The organism is Cetobacterium sp. (genome assembly GCF_051658645.1).
In the GTDB taxonomy this organism is placed as follows: Bacteria; Fusobacteriota; Fusobacteriia; order Fusobacteriales; family Fusobacteriaceae; genus Cetobacterium_A.
Genome location: NZ_JBOFMZ010000044.1, coordinates 85,942 through 111,342, shown reverse-complemented (window position 1 = coordinate 111,342; position 25,401 = coordinate 85,942). Strand labels below are relative to the sequence as shown.

18 protein-coding genes are annotated in these 25,401 nt (G+C 28.7%); 14 read left to right on the top strand and 4 right to left on the bottom strand.

All coding sequences use genetic code 11. The features are described from left to right. Positions 1-18 precede the first annotated feature (18 nt). From ACRCZX_RS04855 to ACRCZX_RS04835, 5 genes are all read left to right on the top strand, one after another. Positions 19-1,248: a replication-associated recombination protein A gene (locus ACRCZX_RS04855; RefSeq protein WP_438581801.1), complete on the top strand. Its 1,230-nt coding sequence runs from the start codon at positions 19-21 to the stop codon at positions 1,246-1,248. 13 nt (positions 1,249-1,261) lie between these two features. Further along, positions 1,262-2,503, top strand: a complete 1,242-nt coding sequence (hisS, locus tag ACRCZX_RS04850) for a histidine--tRNA ligase (RefSeq protein WP_438581800.1) — start codon at positions 1,262-1,264, stop codon at positions 2,501-2,503. Positions 2,504-2,521: 18 nt separating this feature from the next. Continuing rightward, entirely contained in the window at positions 2,522-4,306 is a 1,785-nt protein-coding gene (gene aspS / locus ACRCZX_RS04845) for an aspartate--tRNA ligase (RefSeq protein ID WP_438581799.1), read from the top strand. 322 nt (positions 4,307-4,628) lie between these two features. Further along, positions 4,629-6,341: an arginine--tRNA ligase gene (argS, locus tag ACRCZX_RS04840; protein WP_438581798.1), complete on the top strand. Its 1,713-nt coding sequence runs from the start codon at positions 4,629-4,631 to the stop codon at positions 6,339-6,341. Between the two features lie 110 nt (positions 6,342-6,451). Further along, the gene (locus ACRCZX_RS04835) at positions 6,452-7,618 is read left to right on the top strand and encodes a putative manganese transporter (RefSeq protein ID WP_438581797.1); all 1,167 of its coding nucleotides are present in this window, start codon (positions 6,452-6,454) and stop codon (positions 7,616-7,618) included. 52 nt (positions 7,619-7,670) lie between these two features. On the opposite strand, the gene ACRCZX_RS04830 is transcribed toward ACRCZX_RS04835, so the two are convergent. Next, complete coding sequence (locus tag ACRCZX_RS04830; protein WP_438581796.1) at positions 7,671-8,873, bottom strand: class I SAM-dependent methyltransferase; 1,203 nt, start codon at positions 8,871-8,873, stop codon at positions 7,671-7,673. A gap of 139 nt (positions 8,874-9,012) precedes the next feature. Here ACRCZX_RS04830 and ACRCZX_RS04825 point away from each other — a divergent pair, with 139 nt between their 5' ends. Both ACRCZX_RS04825 and ACRCZX_RS04820 read left to right on the top strand, forming a co-directional pair. Then, entirely contained in the window at positions 9,013-11,133 is a 2,121-nt protein-coding gene (locus ACRCZX_RS04825) for a heavy metal translocating P-type ATPase (protein WP_438581795.1), read from the top strand. A gap of 72 nt (positions 11,134-11,205) precedes the next feature. Then, positions 11,206-12,195: a hypothetical protein gene (locus ACRCZX_RS04820; RefSeq protein WP_438581794.1), complete on the top strand. Its 990-nt coding sequence runs from the start codon at positions 11,206-11,208 to the stop codon at positions 12,193-12,195. 10 nt (positions 12,196-12,205) lie between these two features. On the opposite strand, the gene ACRCZX_RS04815 is transcribed toward ACRCZX_RS04820, so the two are convergent. Continuing rightward, the gene (locus ACRCZX_RS04815; RefSeq protein ID WP_438581793.1) at positions 12,206-13,675 is read right to left on the bottom strand and encodes an ATP-dependent helicase; all 1,470 of its coding nucleotides are present in this window, start codon (positions 13,673-13,675) and stop codon (positions 12,206-12,208) included. Between the two features lie 228 nt (positions 13,676-13,903). Between ACRCZX_RS04815 and adhE the strand changes: the two genes are divergently transcribed. The 7 genes from adhE (at position 13,904) to ACRCZX_RS04780 (ending at position 23,693) form a co-directional block, all read left to right on the top strand. Beyond that, entirely contained in the window at positions 13,904-16,528 is a 2,625-nt protein-coding gene (gene adhE, locus ACRCZX_RS04810) for a bifunctional acetaldehyde-CoA/alcohol dehydrogenase (RefSeq protein ID WP_438581792.1), read from the top strand. 253 nt (positions 16,529-16,781) lie between these two features. Continuing rightward, positions 16,782-18,284 (top strand): glutathione ABC transporter substrate-binding protein, encoded by a 1,503-nt coding sequence (locus tag ACRCZX_RS04805; protein WP_438581791.1) that lies wholly within the window; start codon positions 16,782-16,784, stop codon positions 18,282-18,284. 73 nt (positions 18,285-18,357) lie between these two features. Continuing rightward, complete coding sequence (gene nikB, locus ACRCZX_RS04800; RefSeq protein ID WP_438581790.1) at positions 18,358-19,284, top strand: nickel ABC transporter permease; 927 nt, start codon at positions 18,358-18,360, stop codon at positions 19,282-19,284. A 13-nt stretch (positions 19,285-19,297) separates the two neighbouring features. Then, positions 19,298-20,179, top strand: a complete 882-nt coding sequence (nikC, locus tag ACRCZX_RS04795) for a nickel transporter permease (protein ID WP_438581789.1) — start codon at positions 19,298-19,300, stop codon at positions 20,177-20,179. A 24-nt stretch (positions 20,180-20,203) separates the two neighbouring features. After that, positions 20,204-21,205 carry an ABC transporter ATP-binding protein gene (locus tag ACRCZX_RS04790; RefSeq protein ID WP_438581788.1) on the top strand — a complete coding sequence of 334 codons (1,002 nt, stop codon included), beginning with the start codon at positions 20,204-20,206 and terminating at the stop codon, positions 21,203-21,205. Continuing rightward, positions 21,195-22,160: an ABC transporter ATP-binding protein gene (locus ACRCZX_RS04785; RefSeq protein ID WP_438581787.1), complete on the top strand. Its 966-nt coding sequence runs from the start codon at positions 21,195-21,197 to the stop codon at positions 22,158-22,160. The genes ACRCZX_RS04790 and ACRCZX_RS04785 overlap by 11 nt, the downstream gene beginning before the upstream one ends. Positions 22,161-22,223: 63 nt before the next feature. Then, the gene (locus ACRCZX_RS04780) at positions 22,224-23,693 is read left to right on the top strand and encodes a uridine kinase family protein (RefSeq protein ID WP_438581786.1); all 1,470 of its coding nucleotides are present in this window, start codon (positions 22,224-22,226) and stop codon (positions 23,691-23,693) included. 42 nt (positions 23,694-23,735) lie between these two features. Here the strand turns inward: ACRCZX_RS04780 and folP are convergent, their stop codons facing one another. Further along, on the bottom strand, positions 23,736-24,563 hold the full coding sequence (gene folP, locus ACRCZX_RS04775; RefSeq protein ID WP_438581785.1) for a dihydropteroate synthase: 828 nt from the start codon (positions 24,561-24,563) through the stop codon (positions 23,736-23,738). 9 nt (positions 24,564-24,572) lie between these two features. Beyond that, complete coding sequence (folK, locus tag ACRCZX_RS04770; protein ID WP_438581784.1) at positions 24,573-25,394, bottom strand: 2-amino-4-hydroxy-6-hydroxymethyldihydropteridine diphosphokinase; 822 nt, start codon at positions 25,392-25,394, stop codon at positions 24,573-24,575. Positions 25,395-25,401: the final 7 nt, after the last annotated feature.

The window sequence follows — 25,401 nt, the reverse complement described above, 5'->3', positions numbered from 1 at the left end:
AAAATAGGTTGTGATTAGATGAAAAGTATATTTGGTGGAAACTTTGAAAAGGCAAAACCTTTGTCAATTCGTTTAAGACCTCAAAATTTTATTGATTTTCAAGGTCAAGATAAAATTTTAGGAGAAAATGGTGTTTTAAGAAAAATAATAGAGGGTAAAAGTATATCTAATATGATTTTATATGGACCATCAGGTTGTGGCAAAAGCTCTTTGGGAGAGATTATTTCAAGAGAGTTAGATTATAACTTTGAAATATTGAATGCTACTGTAGCTAGTTTAAATGACTTAAAAGAGATTATAGAAAAAGCTAAAAAAAAAATAGAGTTGTATGGGAAAAAAACTATTTTATTTTTAGATGAAATTCATAGGTTTAATAAAACCCAACAGGATGCCTTACTTTCTTATACAGAATCAGGAATATTGATTTTAGTTGGGGCTACTACAGAAAATCCTTATTATAGTTTAAATAATGCACTTCTATCCAGATGTTTAATTTTTGAATTTAAACCTTTAACACGAGAAAATATATCTCAGATTTTACTTAAAGGTGAAAAACTTTTAGAAGTTAATTTACCTATAGAGATAAAAGAAGTTGTTTTGGACATATCAAGAGGTGATAGTAGAATAGCTTTAAATTACTTAGAGCTTTATAAAAGTAGTTGCATAGGATATAGTAAAGAAGAAATTATAGATATTTTTAGAGATAGAAAAGCTTCTTATCACAAAGAAGAGGATAAATATAATCTTATTTCTGCCATGATAAAAAGCATAAGGGGAAGCGATCCTGATTCTGCAGTATATTGGTTAGCAAGACTTCTTCATGGAGGAGAGGACCCGAGGTATATAGCTAGAAGAATATGTATTCATGCAAGTGAAGACATAGGAATGGCTAATCCAGAAGCTATGATGATAGCTAATAGTGCTATGAATGCAAGTGAAAAAATAGGGATGCCAGAAATAAGAATAATTTTATCTCAAGCTGTGATATATTTATCGATATCAACAAAAAGTAACTCAAGTTATTTAGCTATTGATGAAGCTTTAAAAGATATTCAAAATGGGAATTTAGAATTTGTACCAATGCACATAGAAGATAAAGCTGTAGGTTATAAGTACCCACATGATTATAAAAATAATTTTATTGAGCAAAAGTATAGAGAAAGTAGAAAAAGATATTATATTCCTGGGAATAACAGAAACGAAAAATTAATTGAAGAAAAGTTAGAAAAATTATGGAAATTAAAATAATTGAGGTGATCAAATGAAACTAATTAAAGCAGTAAGAGGAACTAAAGATATATATGGAGATGATGGGATAAAGTATGACTTTATAACAAAAACAGCTCAAGAATTTTTTAAAAATTATGGATATTCATTAATAAAAACTCCAATATTTGAGGAAACAGATCTTTTCAAAAGAGGAGTAGGAGAAGGAACTGATATTGTTGAAAAAGAAATGTATACTTTCCAAGATAGAGGAGAAAGAAGTATAACTTTAAGACCTGAAGGAACGGCAGCAGTTGTAAGATGTTATTTAGAGAATAAAGTATATGCAAAAGAGGATGTTTCTAGATACTTCTATGCAGGTTCTATGTTTAGATATGAAAGACCTCAAGCAGGAAGACAAAGAGAGTTTAATCAAATTGGAGTTGAAGTATTAGGAGAAAGCTCTCCAATATTAGATGCTGAAGTAATTTCAATGGGATACTCTTTTTTAAATAAAATAGGGATAACAGATTTAGAAGTAACTATAAATTCTGTAGGAGAAAAAGAGAGTAGAGTAAAATATAGAGAAGTACTATTAAATTTTTTGAATCCAATGAAAGAAGATTTATGTGATGATTGTAGAATGAGAATGGAAAAAAATCCACTAAGAGTTCTAGATTGTAAAATAGAAAAATGTAAAGAACTAACAGCACTAGCACCAATTATAACAGATTCATTAACAGAAGAAGAAAGAAATCATTATGAAACAGTAAAAAAATATTTAAACTTATTTGGTGTGAAATATAAAGAGGATCCAAGGTTAGTTAGAGGGTTAGATTATTATTCAAGTACTGTTTATGAAATTGTAACAAATAAATTAGGGTCACAAGGAACTGTTTTAGGAGGAGGAAGATATGATAACCTTTTAAAGCAACTTGGTGATAAAGAAATACCAGCATTTGGATTTGCAGCTGGAGTTGAAAGAATAATGATGCTTCTAGGAGAAGATTTTCCTAAAAGAGATTTAGATGTATATATAGCTTGGCTAGGAGAATCAACAATGGATCCTGCATTTAAAATAGCAAATGATTTAAGACTTTCAGGGAAATCTGTGGCAATTGATTATAATTCTAAAGGAATGAAATCTCATATGAAAAAAGCCGATAAAGTTGGAGCTAAAAATGTAATCATAATAGGTGAGGATGAGATGAGTAAAGGTGTTGTTATGCTTAAAGATTTTGTTAATAGAACACAAGAAGAAGTAAGTATAGAAAATTTAAAAAATATATTAAAGTAAAAGAAGGAGAAAAAAGAGATGACGTATTATAGAACGCATAACTTAGGAGAATTAAGAGCTTCAAATATTGGTGAAACAGTTACTTTATCTGGATGGGTTGATACAAAAAGAGATTTAGGTGGGTTAACTTTTATTGATTTAAGAGATAGAGAAGGAAAAACACAAATAGTTTTCCACACAGATATAGCAGAAATTTCTGTTGTAGAAAGTGCACAAAAGTTAAAAAATGAATCAGTTATAAAAGTAATTGGAATTGTAAAAGAAAGACAGAGTAAAAATGCCAATATTCCAACTGGAGATATAGAGGTATTTATAACAGAATTAGAAGTTTTAAATAGTTGTGATGTTTTACCTTTCCAAGTTACTGGAGATGAAAATTTAAGTGAAAATATAAGATTAAAATATAGATATTTAGATTTAAGAAGAAATCATATGTCTAGAAATTTAAAAATGAGACATAAAATGATAATGTCTATAAGAAACTATATGGATGAAAAAGGGTTTTTAGATGTTGATACTCCAGTTTTAACAAAATCAACACCAGAGGGAGCAAGAGATTTCTTAGTTCCAAGTAGAACAAATCCAGGAGAATTTTATGCGTTGCCTCAATCACCGCAACTTTTTAAACAATTATTGATGATTTCTGGAATAGAAAAATATTTCCAAATTGCCAAATGTTTTAGAGACGAAGATTTAAGAGCAGATAGACAGCCTGAATTTACTCAATTAGATATAGAGATGTCATTTATTGAGCAGAAAGATATTATGAATGAAATAGAGGGTCTAGCAAAAAGAGTATTTAAAAATGTAACTGAGGAATCAGCAGACTATGATTTCCCTAGAATGCCTTATTCAGAAGCTATGGAAAGATTCGGATCAGATAAGCCAGATGTAAGATTTGCTGTAGAGTTAAAAGATTTAACAGATATAATGGCTAATTCACAATTTAAAGGATTTAAAAGTGCAGTAGAAGCAGGTGGAGTTGTTAAAGCTGTAGTTGCTCCAGGTGTGGCAGAGCAATTCTCAAGAAAAATTTTAACAGAGTATGAAGATTATGCAAAAACATACTTTGGTGCAAAAGGAATGGCTTGGATAAAAGTAACTGAAGAGGGAGTAAATTCTCCAATAGCTAAATTCTTCTCAGAAGAAGAGATAGCTACAATTATCTCTAGAACTGAAGCAAAAGTTGGAGATGTGATTATGATAGTTGCTGATAAAGCTAAAGTAGTTTATGGTGCTTTAGGTGCAGTAAGATTAAAGTTAGGAAAAGAGTTAGGCTTAATAAATAATGATGAATTCAAATTCTTATGGATTGTAGATTTCCCAATGTTTGAATATGATGACGAAGACCAAAGATATAAAGCTCAACATCACCCGTTCACATCTATAAAAGAAGAGGATATGCAATTGTTCTTAGAAGGTGAAATGGATAATGTTAGAACGAATTCTTATGATTTAGTATTAAATGGATCAGAGATTGGTGGAGGGTCAATTAGAATATTTAACCCTGAGATTCAGAGTAAAGTGTTTGAAAAGTTGGGATTATCTAAAGAAGAGGCACAAGATAAGTTTGGATTCTTTGTAGATGCATTTAAATATGGAGCACCACCACACGGAGGATTAGCATTTGGAATTGATAGATGGTTAATGGTTATGCTAAAAGAGCAATCAATAAGAGATGTAATTCCATTCCCTAAAACAAATAAAGGACAATGCTTGATGACTGAAGCACCAAGTAAAGTTGATGACAAACAATTAAAAGAACTTCATCTAGATTCAACATATAATTTAGAAATAGTTTAAGTATAAAAAATATACTGTTTAGAATGAATTTTTAATTGAAAAAATAATATAGAAGTGATATAATTGTCTTAAGAATAAATATTTCTGGTCTATTCGCTATTTCCGGAGGTTTTGGGCCTAAGGTCGCTATTGGGATTGGCGCTTTTGTTTATAAGTCAGATTCGTCACGGAAACCCTTGTTTCACGGACCCTGAGTGTAAGCATTAACTGGTTACCACGTATATGAAACGGCGACCAAAACCGTATGGAAGGCGGTAGACTGGAGTTATTCTTTTAGGACTTTAGGGTCCTTTTTTTTATTTCACAACAAAAGGAGAAATATATGTTAATTGTTGAAAAACAAATAGAATTAATTTTATTAAATACAGTAAATAATCTTTATTCAGATAAAGAGTTAAAATCAATAGAGATAACAGTTGCAACAAATGAAAAGTTTGGAGATTTTCAATCAAATTTTGCTATGATGAACTCTAAAATAATTGGAGGAAATCCAAGAGCTATTGCAGAAAATGTTGTAAATAATTTAGAAGAAAATAATGTAATTGAAAAAATTGAAATTGCAGGTCCAGGATTTTTAAATATATTTTTAAAAGATTCACATTTAGGAGATTCAGTAAAAAGAATCACTAAAGAAAGCTATGAATTCAAAGATTTAGATATAAAAGGAGATGTAATAATAGACTACTCTTCTCCAAATATAGCAAAAAGAATGCATATAGGTCATTTAAGATCAACTATAATTGGTGATTCTATAAAAAGAATGCATAAATTCTTAGGGTTTAACGTTATAGCAGACAATCATATAGGCGACTGGGGAACTCAATTTGGTAAATTAATTATAGGTTACAGAAATTGGTTAAACCAAGAGTCTTACAAAGCTAATGCTATTGAAGAGTTAGAAAGAGTGTATGTTGAATTTGCAAGACAAAGTGAAGAGTATCCAGAGTTAGAAGATGAAGCTAGAGAAGAGTTAAGAAAACTTCAAAATGGTGATGAAGAAAACTTTAGACTATGGCAAGAGTTTATAAAAGTTTCGTTAGATGAGTATGGAAAGTTATACACAAGAATGGGAATTAGCTTTGATACATATTATGGAGAATCATTCTATCATGATTTAATGCCAGGTGTATTAAAAGAGTTAGAAGAGAAAAAAATTGCAATAGAAAGTGAAGGAGCAAAGGTAGTATTTTTCCCTGAAGAGGAAAAAATTAATCCTTGTATTGTTCAAAAGAGAGATGGAGCATTCTTATATGCAACTTCTGATATAGCTACAGTTAAATTTAGAATAAATAACTATAATGTAAATAAATTAATATATGTAACAGATGAAAGACAGCAAGATCACTTTAGACAATTTTTTAGAATAACTAATATGTTAGGATGGAATGTAGAAAAGCAGCATGTTTGGTTTGGAATTATGAGATTTGCTGATGGGGTATTCTCAACTAGAAAAGGAAATGTAATTAGATTAGAAGAACTTTTAGATGAAGGAAAAAGAAGAGCATATGAAATTGTAAATGAAAAAAATCCTACTTTGTCAGCTGAAGAAAAAGATAATATAGCAGAAGTTGTAGGAACAGGAGCTATAAAATATGCTGATTTATCTCAAAATAGACAAACAGCAGTTGTTTTTGAATGGGATAAAATTCTAAGCTTTGAAGGAAATACAGCGCCTTACTTACAATATTCTTATGCAAGAATTAAGTCTATTTTAAGAAAAGCAGATGAACAAGGTAAAAATTTAAAAGAAGATATAATTATTAAGGTTTCTGATAAAACAGAAAGAACTTTAGCTCATCATTTAACTCAATTCCCAGGAGTTGTATTAAAAGCAGCAGAGACTTGTAGACCAAACTTATTAGCAGATTATTTATTTGAATTATCAAAGAAATTTAATGGTTTTTATAATGCATGTCAAATATTAAATCAAGAAGACGAAGTTCTTTATTCGAGATTATTATTAGCGGAAAGAACGTCATCAGTATTAAAAGAGGGATTAAATCTTTTAGGAATTGGCACATTAGAAAGAATGTAATATTTATAGAGTTAAAGCCAGTATTTTGATATACTGGCTTTTTCTTTTTAAAAGAACTACAGAAAAATAGAGTATAAAGATTGTAAAGAATAAAATATGAGGTGATTTTTATGGAAATATTTCATACTATTTACAATGTAGCAATGGATTCATTTTTTAGAGTTGGTGTTTTTGTTTCTTTGTCCTTATTATTCATAGGATTTGTAGATTATAAGTTTAATGATATTTTAATAAAGTTGTTAGAGAAAAATAAAAAAAATGGAGTGTATTTTTCAACGATACTTGGTTTAATACCTGGCTGTGGTGGAGCAATAGTCATTGTTCCATTATTTATTTTGGGGAAAGTTAGTTTTGGAGCTTTAGTTGCAGCGTTTATAACAACGATGGGAGATGCAGCATTTGTATTGATAGTTGGAGATATTGAATCATATTTTAAAATTTTAATAATAAGTGGTTTTGTAGGAGTTGCTTCTGGATTACTTATAGATAAATTGAAAATTGGTCAAAATATTATTCTAAATAAAAATTTAGAAAAAAAAGATTCAGAAGAGCTATTGAATGAAGAGAGTGGCCACAAAAATCATCATCATATAATTCACGAAAAGGGGGATATAATAGATAAGATTTTACATAAAAAGTCGAGTTTAAAATATATATATATATTGACTCATAAAGTTTGGTATAAATTATTTTGGTTATTAGTAATAATTTCAATACCTTTTGCTTTTAAACATCTTTTAGAAGGGCATTCACACGTAGAGGATCATATAAATCCGATTGAATTAGTAGGAGTAGTAGGAACCTTACTTTGTATATTATATACAATACTAAGTAGAAAAGTAATAAAAGGAAGTGATTTTGATAAAACAGAAAGTAAATTAGGCTCAATTATAGAAACCTTTATTCACACAGCTGAAGAGGCAGCATTTTTAGTAACATGGGTTTTTATAGCATTTTTAAGTTATGAAATATTTTTAGTGTATATAGGTGGAGAAAATTCATTGAAAATGCTTTTAAATAATACTGGATACTTAGTTGTAATAGGAGCAACTTTAGTAGGATTAATACCTGGATGTGGTCCACAGATACTTTTAGCAGCATTATATATTTCAGGTGGAATACCATTCTCAGCTTTAGTAGCAAATGCTATTTGTAATGATGGAGATGCTCTTTTTCCTCTTTTAGCTCTAAGTAAAAAATCAGCTTTAATTGTAACTTTATATAATATAATACCAGCGCTATTAGTTGGTGGAGTTATATATTTATTAGAAAAATAGAAAACAAAAATGGAAGTTAACTATATAAGTTATAGTTTAACTTCCATTTTTTTTATTTTTTAAAGTATGGTTGGAGTAAGTTGTCTATAATAGGATTAACACCTAAAAATTCAATATATCTATCATATTCTAATCTTTTTTTAACTAACTTATCTTCTGAAGGAGCTCCTTTTATAGCTTTTATAAGAATATTTTTAGGAGTATGCTCCATATCTATAAATTCTATAACTTTTGTATTAAAACCACAAAGTTCAAGTGCAAGTGCTCTTAAAGCGTCAGTAGCTAAAGAACTAAATTTTTCTTGTAAAATACCATGATTTCCAAATGGAGATAAAATACCTTTTATTTCGGTAGTTGAAGACTTATCAATTTTTTGATTAATTTCAGATTGACAACAAGGAACAGCTAAGATTGCTTTAGCTCTAAGTTCTAGACCTTTTAATAAAGAGTAATCTGTAGCATTATTACAAGCATGTAAAGAGAAAATCATATCAACATTATCAAATTGGTTAAACTCTTTAATATCTCCTTTTAAAAACTTTAAATTATTAAATTTTAAATCATTTGCAATAGAATTACAGTGATTAATAACATCCTCTTTTAAATCAAGTCCAATAATTTCAACATTTAGATTTTTAATATTTTTTAAGTAATGATAAAGAGCAAATGTTAAATATGATTTTCCACAACCAAAATCTACAATTTTCATACTGTTATCAACAAGCTTTTTTTCTTGCAACTCTTTTAAAGTATCCTCAATAAATTCAAGATATTTATTAATTTGTCTGAATTTGTTAAATTTATCTTTTGTAACTTTACCATTTTCAGACATAACACCTAATTTTATTAAAAATGGTATTTCAGTATTATCTTGAAGAATATAATTTTTTTGTTTGTTATGAGAAAATTCTAATTTTTTACTAGTAATAGCTTTTCTTTTTAAAGAGAAACCTTTTTTATTTTGTAAAATTTGAATCTCTTGTTTAGATGTAGTTATAAGTATTTGTTTAAAATCTTTAATTATCTCTATTAAATAGGTAAAAGTTTCTTTTAGTGAAAGATTTTTATGAAAAGCTTTATTATCTTTAAAACTTTCAAATTGTATAAAAATATCTCCTTTTATTTCTACGGGCTTTAAATTTATTTTTTTGTATAAATTAGGATTAGAAGGATTTGAGAAAACACCCCTAATAAATTCCAGATTGCTAATATTTTCTTTAAAAATATCTATGATATCATGAACTATAATTTTCATACTAAACTCCTTTTTTCAATAATTTATATTATACTATTTAAATTGAAAAGATTCAAAAAAATTTTGACAAAAAATATAAAATGTGGTATTTTAAAATATAGATATAGGGGGTATGGGTATACCCGAAAAGGAGATATAAATGAAAAAAGAATATGAAATTATAAATCTTCATTGTGGAGGTTGTGCTTCAAAAATCCAATATGAATTGGAAAGGTTAGATGAATTGAAAGAAGTGAATGTAGATTTTTATACAAAAAAACTAAAATTTACATTAGTAAAAGATATTGATGAAAATATTATTTTGGAAAAATTAAATAAAGTTGCAGATAAAATTGAACCTGGAACATATTTCAAAGATAATATATCAAATACAAAAGAAGAAAACCAAGGTCATAAACACAAAGATTCACATGAGGAAGGCATATTTTCTAAAGTTAATTTAATAATTTTAACAATAGGATTGACTTTGTTTATTGTAGGATTGACTTTACCAAAAGGATTACAAAAAGATATTATTTTAATTATATCTTATGGATTATCAGGATATGATATATTATTTAGTGCTTTTAAAAATATAAAAAGAGGAAAATTTTTAGATGAAAATTTTTTAATGTCAATAGCAACAATAGGAGCTTTAGGTCTTGGAGATTTTGGAGAAGCTGCAGGAGTTATGATATTTTACAAATTAGGTGAGTTTTTCCAAGATATGGCTATAAATAACTCTAAAAAATCAATTGAAAAACTTATGAGTATAAAACCAGATTATGCAAATCTAAAAAATAAAAATGGAACAGTAGAAGTAGTTAATCCATCAATGATAAAAACAGGTGATATTTTACTTGTTAAACCAGGAGAAAGAGTTCCGTTGGATGGAATAATAATATTAGGAACAACAACTTTAGATAAATCAGCACTGACTGGAGAGGCTGTTCCTGTAATAGGAGAGGTTGGATGTGAAATTCTAAGTGGTTCTATAAATATAAATGGAACAATTGAATTTAAAGCGACTAAAAATTATTCTGAATCAACTGTAAATAAAATAATTGAGATGGTAGAAAGTGCAGGAAGTAAAAAAGCATCTGCAGAAAAATTTATAACAAAATTTGCAAGATACTATACACCTTTAGTTGTATTTTTATCAATTGCAATAGCAATTGGAGTACCGATATTGCATGATGGGAATTTTAAATTATGGTTTAGTAGAGCATTAATATTTTTAGTTATATCTTGTCCATGTGCATTGGTGTTATCTGTACCTTTAACTTTCTTTAGTTCTATAGGAAAAGGTTCAAAAGAGGGAATATTAATAAAAGGTGGAAATTATTTAGAAAGATTAAAAAATATTGATACTGTTGTATTTGATAAAACAGGAACTTTGACAAAAGGAAGTTTTAAAGTAACAAAAATTGAAGTTTTAAAAGGAACTGAAAATGAACTTATAGAATATGCAAAAGCAGGAGAATTTTATTCAAATCATCCTATAGGAAAAGCTATTTTAAAATATGGAGATGTTGAAGTATCAGAATGGGACATTCAAGGACACAATGAAAAAGCAGGATATGGAGTAAATACTCTTTATTGTGGAAAAGAAATTTTAGTAGGAAGTAAAAAATTTTTAGAAAATAATGATATTTTTGTAGAGTTAGAAGAAGATTTTGGGACTGTTGTATATGTAGCTTTAAATTCAGAACTTATAGGAAAATTTACTGTTGAAGACGAAATAAAAGAAACATCTAGAAAAACTATAGATGAATTGAGTGCTCAAGGAATAAATGTATATATGTTAACAGGAGATAATGAAAAAACTGGAAAACATATAGGTCATATTTTAGGAATAGATGAAGATAAAATATGTACAAATCTTTTACCAGAAGATAAAGTAACAAAATTAGAAGAGATTAAAGCTAAAAGTCAAAAGGGAACAATATTTGTTGGAGATGGAATAAATGATGCTCCAGTATTAGCAATGGCTGATATAGGAATATCTATGGGTATGATAGGAAGTGATATAGCCATAGAAAGTTCAGATATAGTTTTAATGAATGATGATCCTTATAAGGTTATTATAGCATTGAATTTAGCGAAAAAAAATAATCAAGTAGTTTTAGAAAATGTAGGGTTTGCACTAGGTGTGAAAATAGTGGTTATGATTTTGGGTATTCTTGGAGTTGCTAATTTATGGTTAGCTATTTTTGCAGATGTTGGAGTTTCGGTTTTAGCAGTATTAAATGCTTCGAAGATTTTAACTAAAAAAGATTAAAAAAAAAAGAGAGTTAGTCTCTCTTTTCTTTTTTATGTTATAATATATAAAAAAGAAAAGAGGGAGAAAAAGATGTTTTATTTTATTTATGGTGATACGCCTCTACCATTAAAATATGAGGAGTTAATGGAAAAAATAAAGAAGTCAAATCCTTGTATCCCAGTTAAGATTTTTGATGCTTCTCAAGGCGAAGATGAAAAATTTATGGAAAGTATATCTATAAATTCAATGTTTGTTGAAAAAGAATTAATAGTTTTAAAAAGATCAGAAAAATTAAAAAAATTGGATAATTTTCTTAAAATAATCGCTGATTATGATTTGACAAAGAAAGAAGTAGTTGTTACTTATGAAGAAGAATTGAATGATTATGGAAAAGCTATAAATGAAATTGGAAAAAGAGTGGTAACAAATGCTGAAAAAATAGGGGAAACAATAGTAGCTAGGAAAGCTTTAGAAAAAAAAGGAATTCATTTTTTCATTGAAAAGGAGTTAGAAATCTCTGAATACGAATCTGAAAAATTAGCTGAGATTTTAGGAGATGATTTTTTTAAAGTAAGAAATGAAGTTCAAAAAATAAAGAATTTTTTAAATGGAGACTCTTTTATTTTAGAGAAAGTGTTGGGTATTATATCGATAAGTGATGAGTATAATATAAAAAAAATGGTAGAAAATTATATGATTTTAGATAATGTGAAGCTTATTATAGAATATCTAAAAAAGACAAAAGAGTATATGATATTTATATACCTTATAACAGAGGAATTAAATTTAGCATTAAAATTAGTAGCATTAAATAAATTGGGAAATATTAAAGAAAATATATCTTATAATGAATTCAAAGCTTCGAATTATGAAAAAATAAAGAAAAACTTTAAAACTAATAAAGGTTATTTAAGAGAATATCCTATATTTTTAAAATTAAAATATATATCATTATTTAATGAAGAATTTTTATTAGATATGATAGAAAAAATATTACTAGTTGAACACTCTATTAAGACTGGTAGAATAGAAGAAAGTATAGGTATTGAGAAATTTATAATGGAATTTAAAAGAGGATAGTTGATTTCAACTATCCTCTTTTAATTTGAAAAAAGCTAGAATTGATATCATTTATAAATGGAGTAGGAGTTAAAAATAATCCATAGTTATTGTAAAAAGATAGTGGATAAGATAAAAAAAGTTCTTTTTTAGCACGAGTTAAAGCTACATAAAAAAGTCTTTTTTCTTCTTCTAAATTAATGGGATTACCAATAGACGTTGGAATTATTCCATCTAAAAGAAGGGGTAAAAATACATAGTCCCATTCAAGGCCTTTAGAACTATGAATGGTTAATAAAGCTAGATTTGTATTATCATTAACTGTTCTATCTTTAAAAATATTTTCTAGAAAAATATTTTGACTAATATTATAACTTAATTTATAGTGGTCGAAAATGTTAACGAACTCTTGCATATATGAGAAATTTCTAAAAAGTATAGATATACTCGCATCTGGAGTATTATTTAAAATAACTTTAATTTTATTGTAAATAGCTTTAACTTCTTCTGTATGTGTTTTAAAAATATTTAAACTAGGTAATTCATTAGAAGTATTGTTACATAGTAAAGTTTTTCTAAAAGAATTTCTTAATTTTTTTGAAAATTCATTTGATAGTTTTAAAATATGATTAGAACTTCTATAGTTTTCTTTTAATAAAAAAATTTTAGTATTTTCAAAATCATTTGAAAAATTAATTATATTATCAATTGTAGCTCCTTTAAAACTATAAATACTTTGATAATCATCACCTACAGCCATTAGATAACTTTTTTGAGAAAGTAATTTCAAAATTTCAATTTGTAAATTATCAGTATCTTGGTATTCATCAACCATAATATATTCAAAAGATATTGGTATTATATTTAATTTTAAAAAATTATACAATTGACTTAATAGATCATCAAAAGAATAAAGATTTTGATTTTTTTTTAATAAGTCAATAGTTTCTAAAAAATTTAAAATTATTTTTTTAGAGTGGGTTTCTAAATTTTTAAAAAAATCAGAATTAAAATAATGTGTTCTTGAAGATATGGTAGCTTTAATAATTTCTTCTTTTGAAATTACATTTGAAATTTCATTAAAAAAAAATGATTGTTTTGCTAAACTTAATGCACTATCCATAGTTAAAACCTGAAATGTTTTATTTTGAGTATACTTTCTCAAAATTTTATAAGCTAAGGAATGAAAGGTTTCAATATTAACATTTGAATTTGGAATAAAAGTTTCTATACGTTTTTTAATTTCATTACAAGCTTTTCTTGTAAATGTTAAAATTAAAATTTTTTCAGGTTTTGTTTGTAATTTTAGTAACAAAAGAGTTCTATAAATAATAACTCTAGTTTTACCAGAACCAGCGCCAGCAAGAAGTAAAAAATTACCATTTAAATTTGTTACGGCAATTAATTGCTCAAAATTTAGATTAGAAATCAAGAATTCTTTAAAAATATTGTTAATATTACAAAAATTTAAACATTCATTTTTTAAATAGTTTTTTTTCATTTTAAATATAGACCTCCTTAGAAAAATAAAGGTTAATAGAGTATACTATAAAAGAAAATAAAAAGCTAATAAAAATACAAAAAAATTGAATCGCGGGTCTAAAATTGTGAAATGGTTAAAACTTGACGGTTAAAAATTGTAAAAGTTGCCAAAAAAAAATTTTCAAAAAATGGAAAACACAAGTATACTAGGATTATAAAATAAAAATTCACATAGGAGTGATGGTTTATGACACTAATAAATACAATAGAAAAAGTAAGATTAGCTCAAAAAGAGTATTCAAAGTTTACTCAAGAGCAAGTAAATGAAATTTTTAGAGAAGCTTCATTAGCTGCAAATAACGCTAGAATTAAATTAGCTAAAATGGCAGTAGAAGAAACTGGAATGGGAATCGTAGAAGATAAAGTTATAAAAAACCATTTTGCTTCTGAATATATATATAATGCATATAAAGACACAAAAACTTGTGGAATTATAGAAGAAGATATGTCTTATGGAATACAAAAAATCGCTGAACCGATTGGAGTTATAGCTGGAATTGTACCTACGACTAATCCAACTTCAACAGCAATATTTAAAGCTTTATTAGCATTAAAAACAAGAAATGCAATCATTTTCTCTCCACACCCAAGAGCTAAAAATGCAACTATAGAAGCAGCAAGAATAGTTCTAGAAGCAGCAGTAAAAGCAGGAGCACCAAAAGATATCATTGCTTGGATATCAGAACCTTCAGTTCAAGCTTCAAATGATTTAATGAAAATGGCAGATTTAATATTAGCAACTGGAGGACCAGGAATGGTTAAAGCTGCTTATTCATCTGGAACCCCTGCAATTGGAGTTGGAGCTGGAAATACACCGGTAATAATAGATGAAACTGCACATATAAAGATGGCAGTAAACTCAATATTACTATCTAAAACTTTTGATAATGGAGTTATATGTGCTTCTGAGCAAGCAGTTATAATCCAATCATCTATTTATGATAAAGTAAAAGCTGAATTCGCAGCTAGAAATGCTTATATTTTAAAAGGTGAAGAAGTAGATAAAGTAAGAAAATTAATAGTAATAGATGGGCATTTAAATGGTGACATTGTAGGTCAATCAGCTTATAAAATAGCTAAAATGGCTGGAGTAAATGTTCCTAAAGAAACAAAAGTAATTATTGGAGAAGTTGAATCAGTTGAGTTAGAAGAAGCATTCTCTCATGAAAAGTTATCGCCAGTATTAGCAATGTACAAAGCTGTAAATTTTGAAGAAGCTTTGAAGAAAGCAGACAGATTAATAGAGCTTGGTGGAATGGGACATACTTCAGTTTTATATGCAGATGAGTTAGTTGCAAAAGATAAAATTGATTTATTTGCAAGAACAATGAAGACAGGAAGAACATTAATAAATATGCCAGCAGCTCAAGGAGCAATTGGAGATGTATTTAACTTCAAATTAGCACCTTCTTTAACACTTGGATGTGGATCTTGGGGAGGAAATGCTGTTTCTGAAAATGTTGGAGTAAAACATTTAATTAATATAAAGACTATTGCTAAAAGGAGAGAAAATATGCTTTGGTTCAGAATACCTGAGAGAGTTTACTTTAAATTTGGATCTCTTCCAGTAGCTTTAGAAGAATTAAAAGGAAAGAAAAAAGCTGTCATAGTAACAGATAATCAATTAGCAAAATTAGGATATACAGACCATATAACATCAGTTTTAGATAACATAGGAGTAGATTACAGAGTTTTCTCTGATGTTGAAGCAGATCCAACTTTAAGTGTAGTACAAAAAGGTGCAGAGTTAATGAGAAACTATAATCCAGATGTTATTATAGCTCTTGGTGGAGGTTCAGCGATGGATGCTGCTAAGATTATGTGGGTTATGTATGAACACCCAACTGTAAACTTTAAAGACTTAGCTATGACATTTATGGATATCAGAAAAAGAATAGTTAAATTCCCTAAAATGGGAAGTAAAGCTGAGTTCTGGGCAGTAGCAACTTCAGCTGGAACAGGATCAGAAGTAACTCCATTTGCAGTTATAACTGATGATGCTACAGGAGTGAAATATCCTTTAGCTGATTATGAAATTACACCAAATGTAGCAGTAGTAGATCCACAATTAATGTTAACAATGCCAGCTGGGTTAACAGCAGCATCAGGAATAGACGTTGTAACGCATGCTGTTGAAGCATACGTATCAGTATTAGCTTCTGAATTCACTAATCCTTTAGCATTAGAAGCTACAAGATTAACATTCAAATATCTTCCAGAATCAGTAAAGGGAGGAGCAACAGCAGTAAAAGCTAAGGAAAAAATGGCAAATGCATCATGTATGGCTGGAATGGCTTTCTCAAATGCTTTCCTAGGAATATGCCACTCAATGGCTCATAAATTAGGAGCAGCTTTCCATATACCACATGGAGTAGCAAATGCACTATTACTTGATGAAGTAATAAGATTCAATGCAACAGATAAGCCTTTTAAAATGGCAGGATTTGCACAATATAAATATCCAAATGCAAAAGAGCGTTATGGAAAATTAGCTGACTATTTAGGATTAACAAAAGGAAACGAAACACCTGAAGAGAAAGCAAAATTATTTAGAAAGAAAGTATCTGAATTAAAAACTGAAATTGGAATAAAACCAACAATCGCTGAATACGGAATTTCTGAAGAAGAATTCTTATCTAAATTAGATACAATGGTAGATGCAGCATTTGATGACCAATGTACAGGAGCAAATCCAAGATATCCATTAATGAGTGATTTAAGAGAGATGTACTTAAGAGCTTATTATGGAGCAGACAAGTATGTAGCTATGCAAAAAAAGAGTGTAGAAAAAACTGAAAAAAAAGCAAAATAAATTGAGCCACCTTAATTAAATTTAATCATATAATAGATAGAACCTCCTAATTTATAGGAGGTTCTATTTAATTTAAGCGCCCTTTCATAAAATGAAAATAAATTTCCTTTTTTTTATTTTATGAAAATAATTCATTTTGTGAATAGGGCGTATTCATTAAATAAATTTGATTTGTTATATATAAAAGGTTATATTCTATTAACAATATTAATTTATTTAATAATGTACAAAACTAAAACATAGGGGGATAAAAATGAATAAAAAAATACTTTTACTGAGTGCTTTTACAATTTTCTTAGGAATGAACTCAGAAGTGAAAGCGGATAAAAATACATTGATTATAGCTCAAGGAGCTGATGCAAAAGTTTTAGATCCACATGCATCTAACGATCAACCTTCATCTAGAGTTGCAGGGCAAATTTATGATTCGTTAGTAAAACAAGATGCTAATATGAATATAGTTCCTGGATTAGCAGAAAGTTGGACTCAAATTGACGATACAACAATAGAGTTTAATTTAAGAAAAGGTGTAAAGTTTCACAATGGAGAAGAATTAACGGCAGATGATGTTAAATTTACTTTGGATAGAATGAAAGCCTCGCCTCAAGTATCTCACATCATATCAGCGGTAAAATCAGTTGAAATAGTTAGTGATTATGTAGTTAGAGTAAAAACAGAAAAACCTTTTGGAGCTTTATTGAGTCATTTAGCTCATACAGCAGCATCGATTTTAAATAGAGAAGCTGTGGAAAAGTTAGGTGGAAGTTATGGACAAAACCCTGTAGGAACAGGACCATATAAATTTACTAGTTGGCAAGCTGGAGATAGAATAAATTTAGAAGTAAATTCGGATTACTATATGGGAAAAGCACCAATAGATAAAGTTATTTTTAGAAGTATAGTAGAAGGAACAAATAGAACAATTGGATTAGAAACAGGAGAAATAGATATTGCTTATGATTTAGAACCTGTAGATAAAGGAATAGTTCAAGATAATTCATCGTTAGATTTTGTAGAGGAACCATCATTATCAATGTCTTATATTGGATTTAATGTTAATAAAGAGTCTTTAAAGGATAAAAGAGTGAGACAAGCAATTTCTTATGCAATTAACGTTCAAGATATAATAGATGTAGCTTATCAAGGTTCAGCAATAAAAGCAAATTCGCCTATAGGACCTAAAGTATTTGGATATAACCCAAATGCAAAATCTTACGAGTTCAATCCAGAAAAAGCAAAAGAATTATTAAAAGAAGCAGGATATGAAAAAGGATTAAAATTAAAACTTTGGACAAATGACAATCCAACAAGAAGAGATATTGCTGTAATTGTACAAGATCAATTAAAACAAGTTGGCGTTGATGTGATTATAGAAACTCTTGAGTGGGGAGCATACTTAGATGGAACTGCAAGAGGAGATCACGATATGTTCATATTAGGATGGGTATCAGTAACAGGAGATGCTGATTATGGATTGGATCCATTATTTAATTCTGCCAATAAAGGTGGTGCTGGAAATAGATCATTCTATACAAACCCTAAAATTGATGAATTGCTAACAAAAGCAAGAAGTTCAACAAATACAGAAGAAAGAAAAAAATATTATTTTGAAGCTCAAGATATTTTGCAAGAAGATGCACCAATATTTACGATAGCATATACATCACAAAATATAGGAAAACAAAAGAATGTAGAAGGATTTAAAATGCATCCAGCAGGACATCATAAAATTTACGGAACTTATAAGACTAAGTAAAATAGATATTAATTCAGAAAGGAAACTGTAATGGTTTTCTTTCTGATATAAATGAAATAAGGGGGTTTAGAAAATGCATAAATATATATTAAAAAGAATATTATTGTTAATACCAGTATTATTAGGGGTATCTTTTCTAGTGTTTACAATAATGTCCTTAACACCAGGGGATCCAGCACAACTAATATTGGGTGAAAGTGCACCAAGAGAAGCAATTGAACAATTAAGAAGAGAAATGGGATTGAATGATCCATTCTTTATTCAATATTTCAAATTTATTAAGAATGCAGTTGTAGGAAATTTTGGATATTCTTATACTACGGGCCGAGAGGTATTTGGAGAGATATTTTCAAGATTTCCAAATACATTAATATTAGCAGTTGTAGGAATAATTATAGCTGTGTGCATAGGAATACCTTTAGGAATAATTTCAGCAACAAAACAATATACACTAATTGATAGTGTAAGTATGATTGGAGCGCTATTAGGAGTATCAATGCCAGTATTTTGGCTAGGATTAATGTTAATATTAACATTCTCAGTAAATTTGAGATGGTTACCATCTGGTGGATTTGATGGTTTTAAAAGTTTGATTTTACCATCATTAACTTTAGGTGTTGGATCAGCCGCAATAATCACTCGTATGACTCGTTCTTCTATGCTTGAAGTGATAAGACAAGACTATATTAGAACGGCAAGAGCAAAAGGAGTGTCAGAGAAAGTTGTAATAAATAGACATGCATTGAAAAATGCGTTAATCCCAGTTATAACAGTAGTTGGATTACAGTTTGGTGGGCTTCTAGGGGGAGCTGTATTAACAGAATCAGTTTATTCATGGCCAGGTGTAGGAAGAATGATGGTTGATGCCATTCGGCAAAAAGATACACCAACAGTTTTAGCTGCGGTAATTTTCTTGGCTGTTACGTTTAGCATTGTAAATTTAGCAGTAGATATATTATATGCATATGTAGATCCAAGAATAAAATCGCAATATAAGTAAAGGGGTGGGTAAAATGACAGACATAAAAAATGAAAATGTTATAAAAAAAAGAAGTCAATGGGCAGAGTTATGGAAAAATTTAAAAAGAAATAAAATGGCCTTGTTTGGTTTAGTGATTTTAGTTATAATAATCTTACTTGCGTTATTTGCAGATCAAATAGCAAATTATGATCAGGTGGTAATAAAGCAAAATTTAAGAATGAGATTAAAACCACCGTCAAGTGAGCATTGGTTAGGAACTGACGAGTTTGGTAGAGATATTTTTGCAAGATTAATTCATGGAGCAAGAGTATCTTTGAAAGTTGGAATGTTGGCGGTTGGAATAGCAATAATAATTGGTGGTTTTTTAGGTTCTCTTGCAGGATATTATGGCGGAAAGCTTGATAACGTAATAATGAGAATAATGGATATATTTTTAGCAGTACCAAGTATATTGTTAGCAATTGCAATTGTATCTGCATTAGGACCAAATTTATTAAATTTGATGGTTGCAGTAAGTATTTCTTCAATACCTAGGTATGCCAGAATAGTAAGAGCTTCTGTCTTATCAATTAGAGATCAAGAGTTTATAGAAGCTGCAAGAGCGATAGGAGCAAGTGACGCAAGAATAATATTCAGTCATATTATTCCAAACTCATTAGCACCAGTAATTGTACAAGGTACACTAGGAGTTGCAAATGCTATACTAGCAACAGCAGGGTTAAGTTTTATAGGATTAGGAATTCAACCTCCAGCGCCTGAATGGGGTTCTATGTTATCTGGTGGTAGACAATATTTAAGATATGCATGGTGGGTAACAACATTCCCAGGTGTATCTATAATGATAACAATATTATCTTTAAATCTTTTAGGAGATGGATTAAGAGATGCATTAGATCCAAGATTAAAACAATAATTACAGTGGGGGAGATGAGCGCAAATGGAAAAATTATTAAGTATAAAAAATTTATCAATAAATTATGAAACGAACGATGAAAAAGTACGAGCTGTAACAGATTTAGAAATAGAATTAAATGAAGGAGAAACATTAGGATTAGTAGGAGAAACTGGAGCTGGAAAAAGCACAACAGCTTTAGGTATTATGAGATTAGTCCCAAATCCACCAGGAAAAATTATATCCGGAGAAATAATTTTTGAAGGAAGAAATTTATTGACTATTTCAGAAGATGACATGAGAGCTATTAGAGGAAGAGAGATAAGCATGATTTTTCAAGATCCAATGACATCTTTAAATCCTGTATTAACTGTTGGAGATCAAATTGCTGAAGTTATACAAATACATGAAAAGCTATCTTTTAAAAATTCAATGCTAAAAGCTAGTGAGATGTTAGAGTTAGTTGGAATACCTGGAAATAGATTAAATGATTACCCACATCAATTTTCTGGTGGAATGAAGCAAAGAGTTGTAATAGCTATAGCTTTAGCTTGTAATCCTAAATTGTTAATAGCAGATGAGCCAACAACGGCCTTAGATGTAACAATACAAGCTCAAGTATTAGATTTGATGAATGATTTAAAAAAGAAGTTAAAAACATCGATGATATTAATAACTCATGATTTAGGAGTTGTTGCACAAGTTTGTGATAAAGTAGCAATAATGTATGCTGGTGAGATTGTAGAATCGGGAACTTTATATGATATTTTTGAAAATCCAAAACACCCTTATACACTTGGATTATTTGACTCAATACCAAGCTTAGATGAAGAAGTTACAAGATTAAAACCAATAAAAGGATTAATGCCTGATCCAACAAACTTACCATCAGGATGTAGATTCCATCCGAGATGTCCATATGTACAAGATGAGTGTTCAAAAAGAACTCCAAGAACATCTGATGAAAGCGGTCATAGAGTTAAATGTTTAGTTTATGAGGGATTAATAGATGTACCAGAACTACAAGGAGGGGAAAATGGCAGATAATATACTAGAAGTAAGAAATCTGAAGAAATACTTCAACACACCAAAAGGACTTCTGCATGCGGTAGATGGTGTTACGTTTTCAATTGAAAGAGGGAAAACTTTAGGGATAGTTGGAGAATCTGGTTGTGGAAAATCAACAACTGGTAGAGTTGTTTTAAGATTGTTAGAAGCGACCGATGGAGATATAATATTTGAAGGAAAGAATATTAGAGAGTATGGAAAAGCTGAAATGGTAAAATTGAGAGAAGAGATGCAAATAATTTTTCAAGATCCATATGCATCGTTAAATCCAAGAATGACTGTTAGTGAAATAATAGCAGAGCCTCTAACAATACATAAAAAATTTGAAAATAAAAAAGATTTACAAGAAAAAGTTAAGAAACTTATGGAAACTGTAGGTTTGAGTGAAAGACTAACAAATACTTATCCACACGAATTAGATGGGGGAAGAAGACAAAGAATTGGAATAGCAAGAGCTCTGGCTTTAAACCCAAAATTTATAGTTTGTGACGAACCAGTTTCAGCTTTAGATGTTTCTATTCAAGCTCAAGTTCTAAATTTGATGAAAGACTTGCAAGAAGAATTTGGTTTAACATTTATGTTTATAACTCATGATTTATCAGTAGTTAAACATTTTTCTGATGATATAGCTGTAATGTATTTGGGAGAACTCGTTGAAAAAGCACCAGCGAGAGAATTATTTAAAAATCCAGTGCATCCATATACGAAAGCTTTATTATCAGCAATTCCTATTGCAAGTATAAAACATAAAATGAATAGAGAGATGTTAAAAGGTGAGATAACTTCTCCTGTTAATCCTGGAGAGGGTTGTAGATTTAGAAAAAGATGTAGTATAGCAGTTCCAAATTGTGGAAATTCGACACCAATTCTAAGAGAAATTTCACCTGGACACTTTTATGCATGTCATTTAATTGAAGAAAATACTAAAAAATAAAAAGGATAACTCTAGATTATGTTAAATACTAATTTAGAGTTATTTTTATTAGAGGAGGATTTTATGGAGAAGTTTGAAAGTAGAAAATATCACTTAACTGCAAAGTTAGTTTTATTGAAAGCTATAAGTGATATTTATCCAGATTATGAATTAACTTTTAGAAACTCTTTAAATAATGGAGTATATATAACCGTAAATGGGAAAGAATATGTTTGTGAAGAAGATGTAGAAAAAATAAAAGAAAGAATGAATGAGATAGTGTCAAAAAAGATAAAAATAAAAAAGACACATTTTAATTCAGAAAGAATAAATAAGAGTAACCTTCAAAATATCAGAGCTGATTTAAAAGAACTTTTAGAAACAACAGGAATAGTATCATTTTTTATTTATGAAATAGATGATTATAAAAGTTATTTTATTGAAGAACTTTATGAAAATACATCTTTTGTAAATTTATTTGAAATATATTCATATGACGAGGGATTCATTTTTAAAACTTTAGAAAATATAAATGATGTAATCCAAATACCGCCTATGATAGATGATAAAAAACTAGCTAAAGTTTATAAAGAAAGTTCTAAATGGAACGATATTATGAAAGTTTCATGTGTTGGAAGTTTAAATAGGATAAACTTAGAAGGTGATATTGTAGGGCTTATAAGGGTAAATGAAACTTTACATGATAAAAAAATAACTAAAATTGCGGAAAAAATATTAGAAGATAGAGATATAAGAATTGTAACAATAGCGGGACCAAGTTCATCTGGAAAAACGACATTTAGCAATAGATTAAAACTTCAGATGATGGCTTCTGAAATAAAACCATTAATGATATCTCTAGATGACTATTATATTGATAGAGATATCATTCCTGTAGATGAAGATGGAAAAAAAGATTTTGAAACTATAAGAGCTTTAGATGTTGTATTATTAAATAAAAATTTGAAAGAGTTGATGTTAGGAAGAGAAGCAGAAATTCCAAAATATGATTTTAGTACTGGAAAAAGAAAATCTAAAGGAGAAAAAGTAAAAATACAAAAAGATACAATTGTAATATTAGAAGGAATACATGGTTTAAATAGTAGTCTACTAGAAGGTATTTCTCAAAATCATATTTTTAAGATTTATATTAGTTGTTTAACACAACTTAATATAGATTCACATAATAGAATGAAAACAAGTATTGTTAGAAAAATGAGAAGAATTGTTAGAGACAGCATATCTAGAAACTTTAATGCTGAAGAAACTCTGGAAATGTGGGATCGAGTTAGAAGAGGAGAGGAGAAGAATATCTTTCCTTATCAAGAAAATGCAGATATTATATTTGACACCAGTTTGGCTTATGAAATAGGAGTTTTAAAACCTGCAGTAGAAAGGGAATTGATTAAAATTAAAATGACTAGTCCACATTATGAAGAAGCTAGAAAACTTTTGAGGCTTTTGAATTATTTTACAACAATTTCAGATAGATATGTTCCAGACGAATCTATTTTAAAAGAGTTTATTGGAGGAAGTTATTTCTACAATTATTAAATAAAAATGAGCTTAGAAATTTAATTCTGAGCTCATTTTTATTTAATAATTTTTATTGAAATAGATTATTTTATCTATGATAGAAAGAGCTTTTTTGTGTTCTAAAACATTATGAACCCTTAAAATTTTAGCACCTTTATATACAGCAAGAGTATTCACAGCTATTGTTCCTTCAATTCTATCATTTGGAGATAAATTTAAGGGTTTACCTATAAATCCTTTTTTAGATACTCCAATAAGAATAGGAGCAATAAAAGATAATTCATTTAATCTATTTAAAACTTCAATATTTTCTTCGTATCCCTTTCCAAAACCAATACCAGGATCGATAATAATATTATTTATATTCATGCCATTTTCTTCAGCAACTTTAAAAGTAGTTTTAAAAAAATTTTTCATAGATATAATGATATCATTATCGTAAATTTTTGAGTTTTGATTATGCATTGCTATAACGACACAATTATATTTTGCAGCTATTTTAGCCATTTCACCAGAATCTTTTTGTAAACCCCAGACATCATTTATAATGTGTGCGCCAGCTTTTATTGCAGCTTCAGCAACCTCATATCGATAAGTATCGATTGAAATTATACAATTTAGTTCTGTAGAAACTTTTTTTATAATAGGAACTACTCTGCTTATTTCAGTTTCTAAATCTACTTCAATATGTCCTGGTCGAGTTGATTGCCCGCCTATATCAAGAATATGTGCTCCATCAGCAATTAGTTTTTTTGCATGTTCAAAAGCAGCGGTGAGAGAGTTGAAATTTCCACCGTCAGAGAAAGAGTCTGGAGTAACATTAAGTATTCCCATAATTAAAGTTTCATTATTTAAATAAAATGTTTTGCCTAATGAAGAAAAAGTCATGAAAACCTCCTATAAAGATTTATATAAATCTCTTTTTAATCTTGAAATATATTTTTTTTCTAAAGGATGAATAAGATTTGGAGCGATTTCATTTAAAGGATCTAAAACAAATGAACGTTCACACATCCAAGGATGAGGAATAGCAAGATTTTCATCTTGAACAATAAGGTCGTTAAAGAGAAGTATGTCCAAATCAATTACTCTAGGTCCCCATTTAATCTCTCGTGTTCTACCTAGAATATTTTCAATATTTAGTAGTTCCTTAAGAAGCTCTTGAGGAGTAGAGAGAGTTGTTATTTCTAAACAAGCATTTAAAAAATTGTCTTGTTCAATATTTCCGAAAGGTTTAGTTTCTAAAAAAGTACTAGTTTTTGTAATGGTAGTATTTTCTAAAGTTGAAATTGCAGAAATAGCATTCTTTAGATTTTCTTTCAAATTACCAATGTTTGAACCGATTGAAAGATAGGCTATATTTCTCGAACGATATATTTCTATGGCGACAAAATCAAAGTGTTTTTTTATTGGAGCCCAAGGTTTTTTAACGATTACTTTTACATTCTTTATAAGCGAATATTTAATTAAAATTGTTTTTGCTATATTTTCGGCAAGAGCTTCAATTAAATCAAAAGATTGTGAAAAAAATACTTTTTCAATATCTTCAGCAACAAATCCATAATGTGTAGAGTGGTTTAAATCATCATCAACCCCAGCTTTTCGAGTAGAGGTTTCCATTTCAACAGAGATAATAAATTTTTGTTGAAGAAATTTTTCTTCTGGGAAAACACCATGGTTTCCTATAAACTCTAAATTTTTAATATATATTTTATCCATAAGAGCA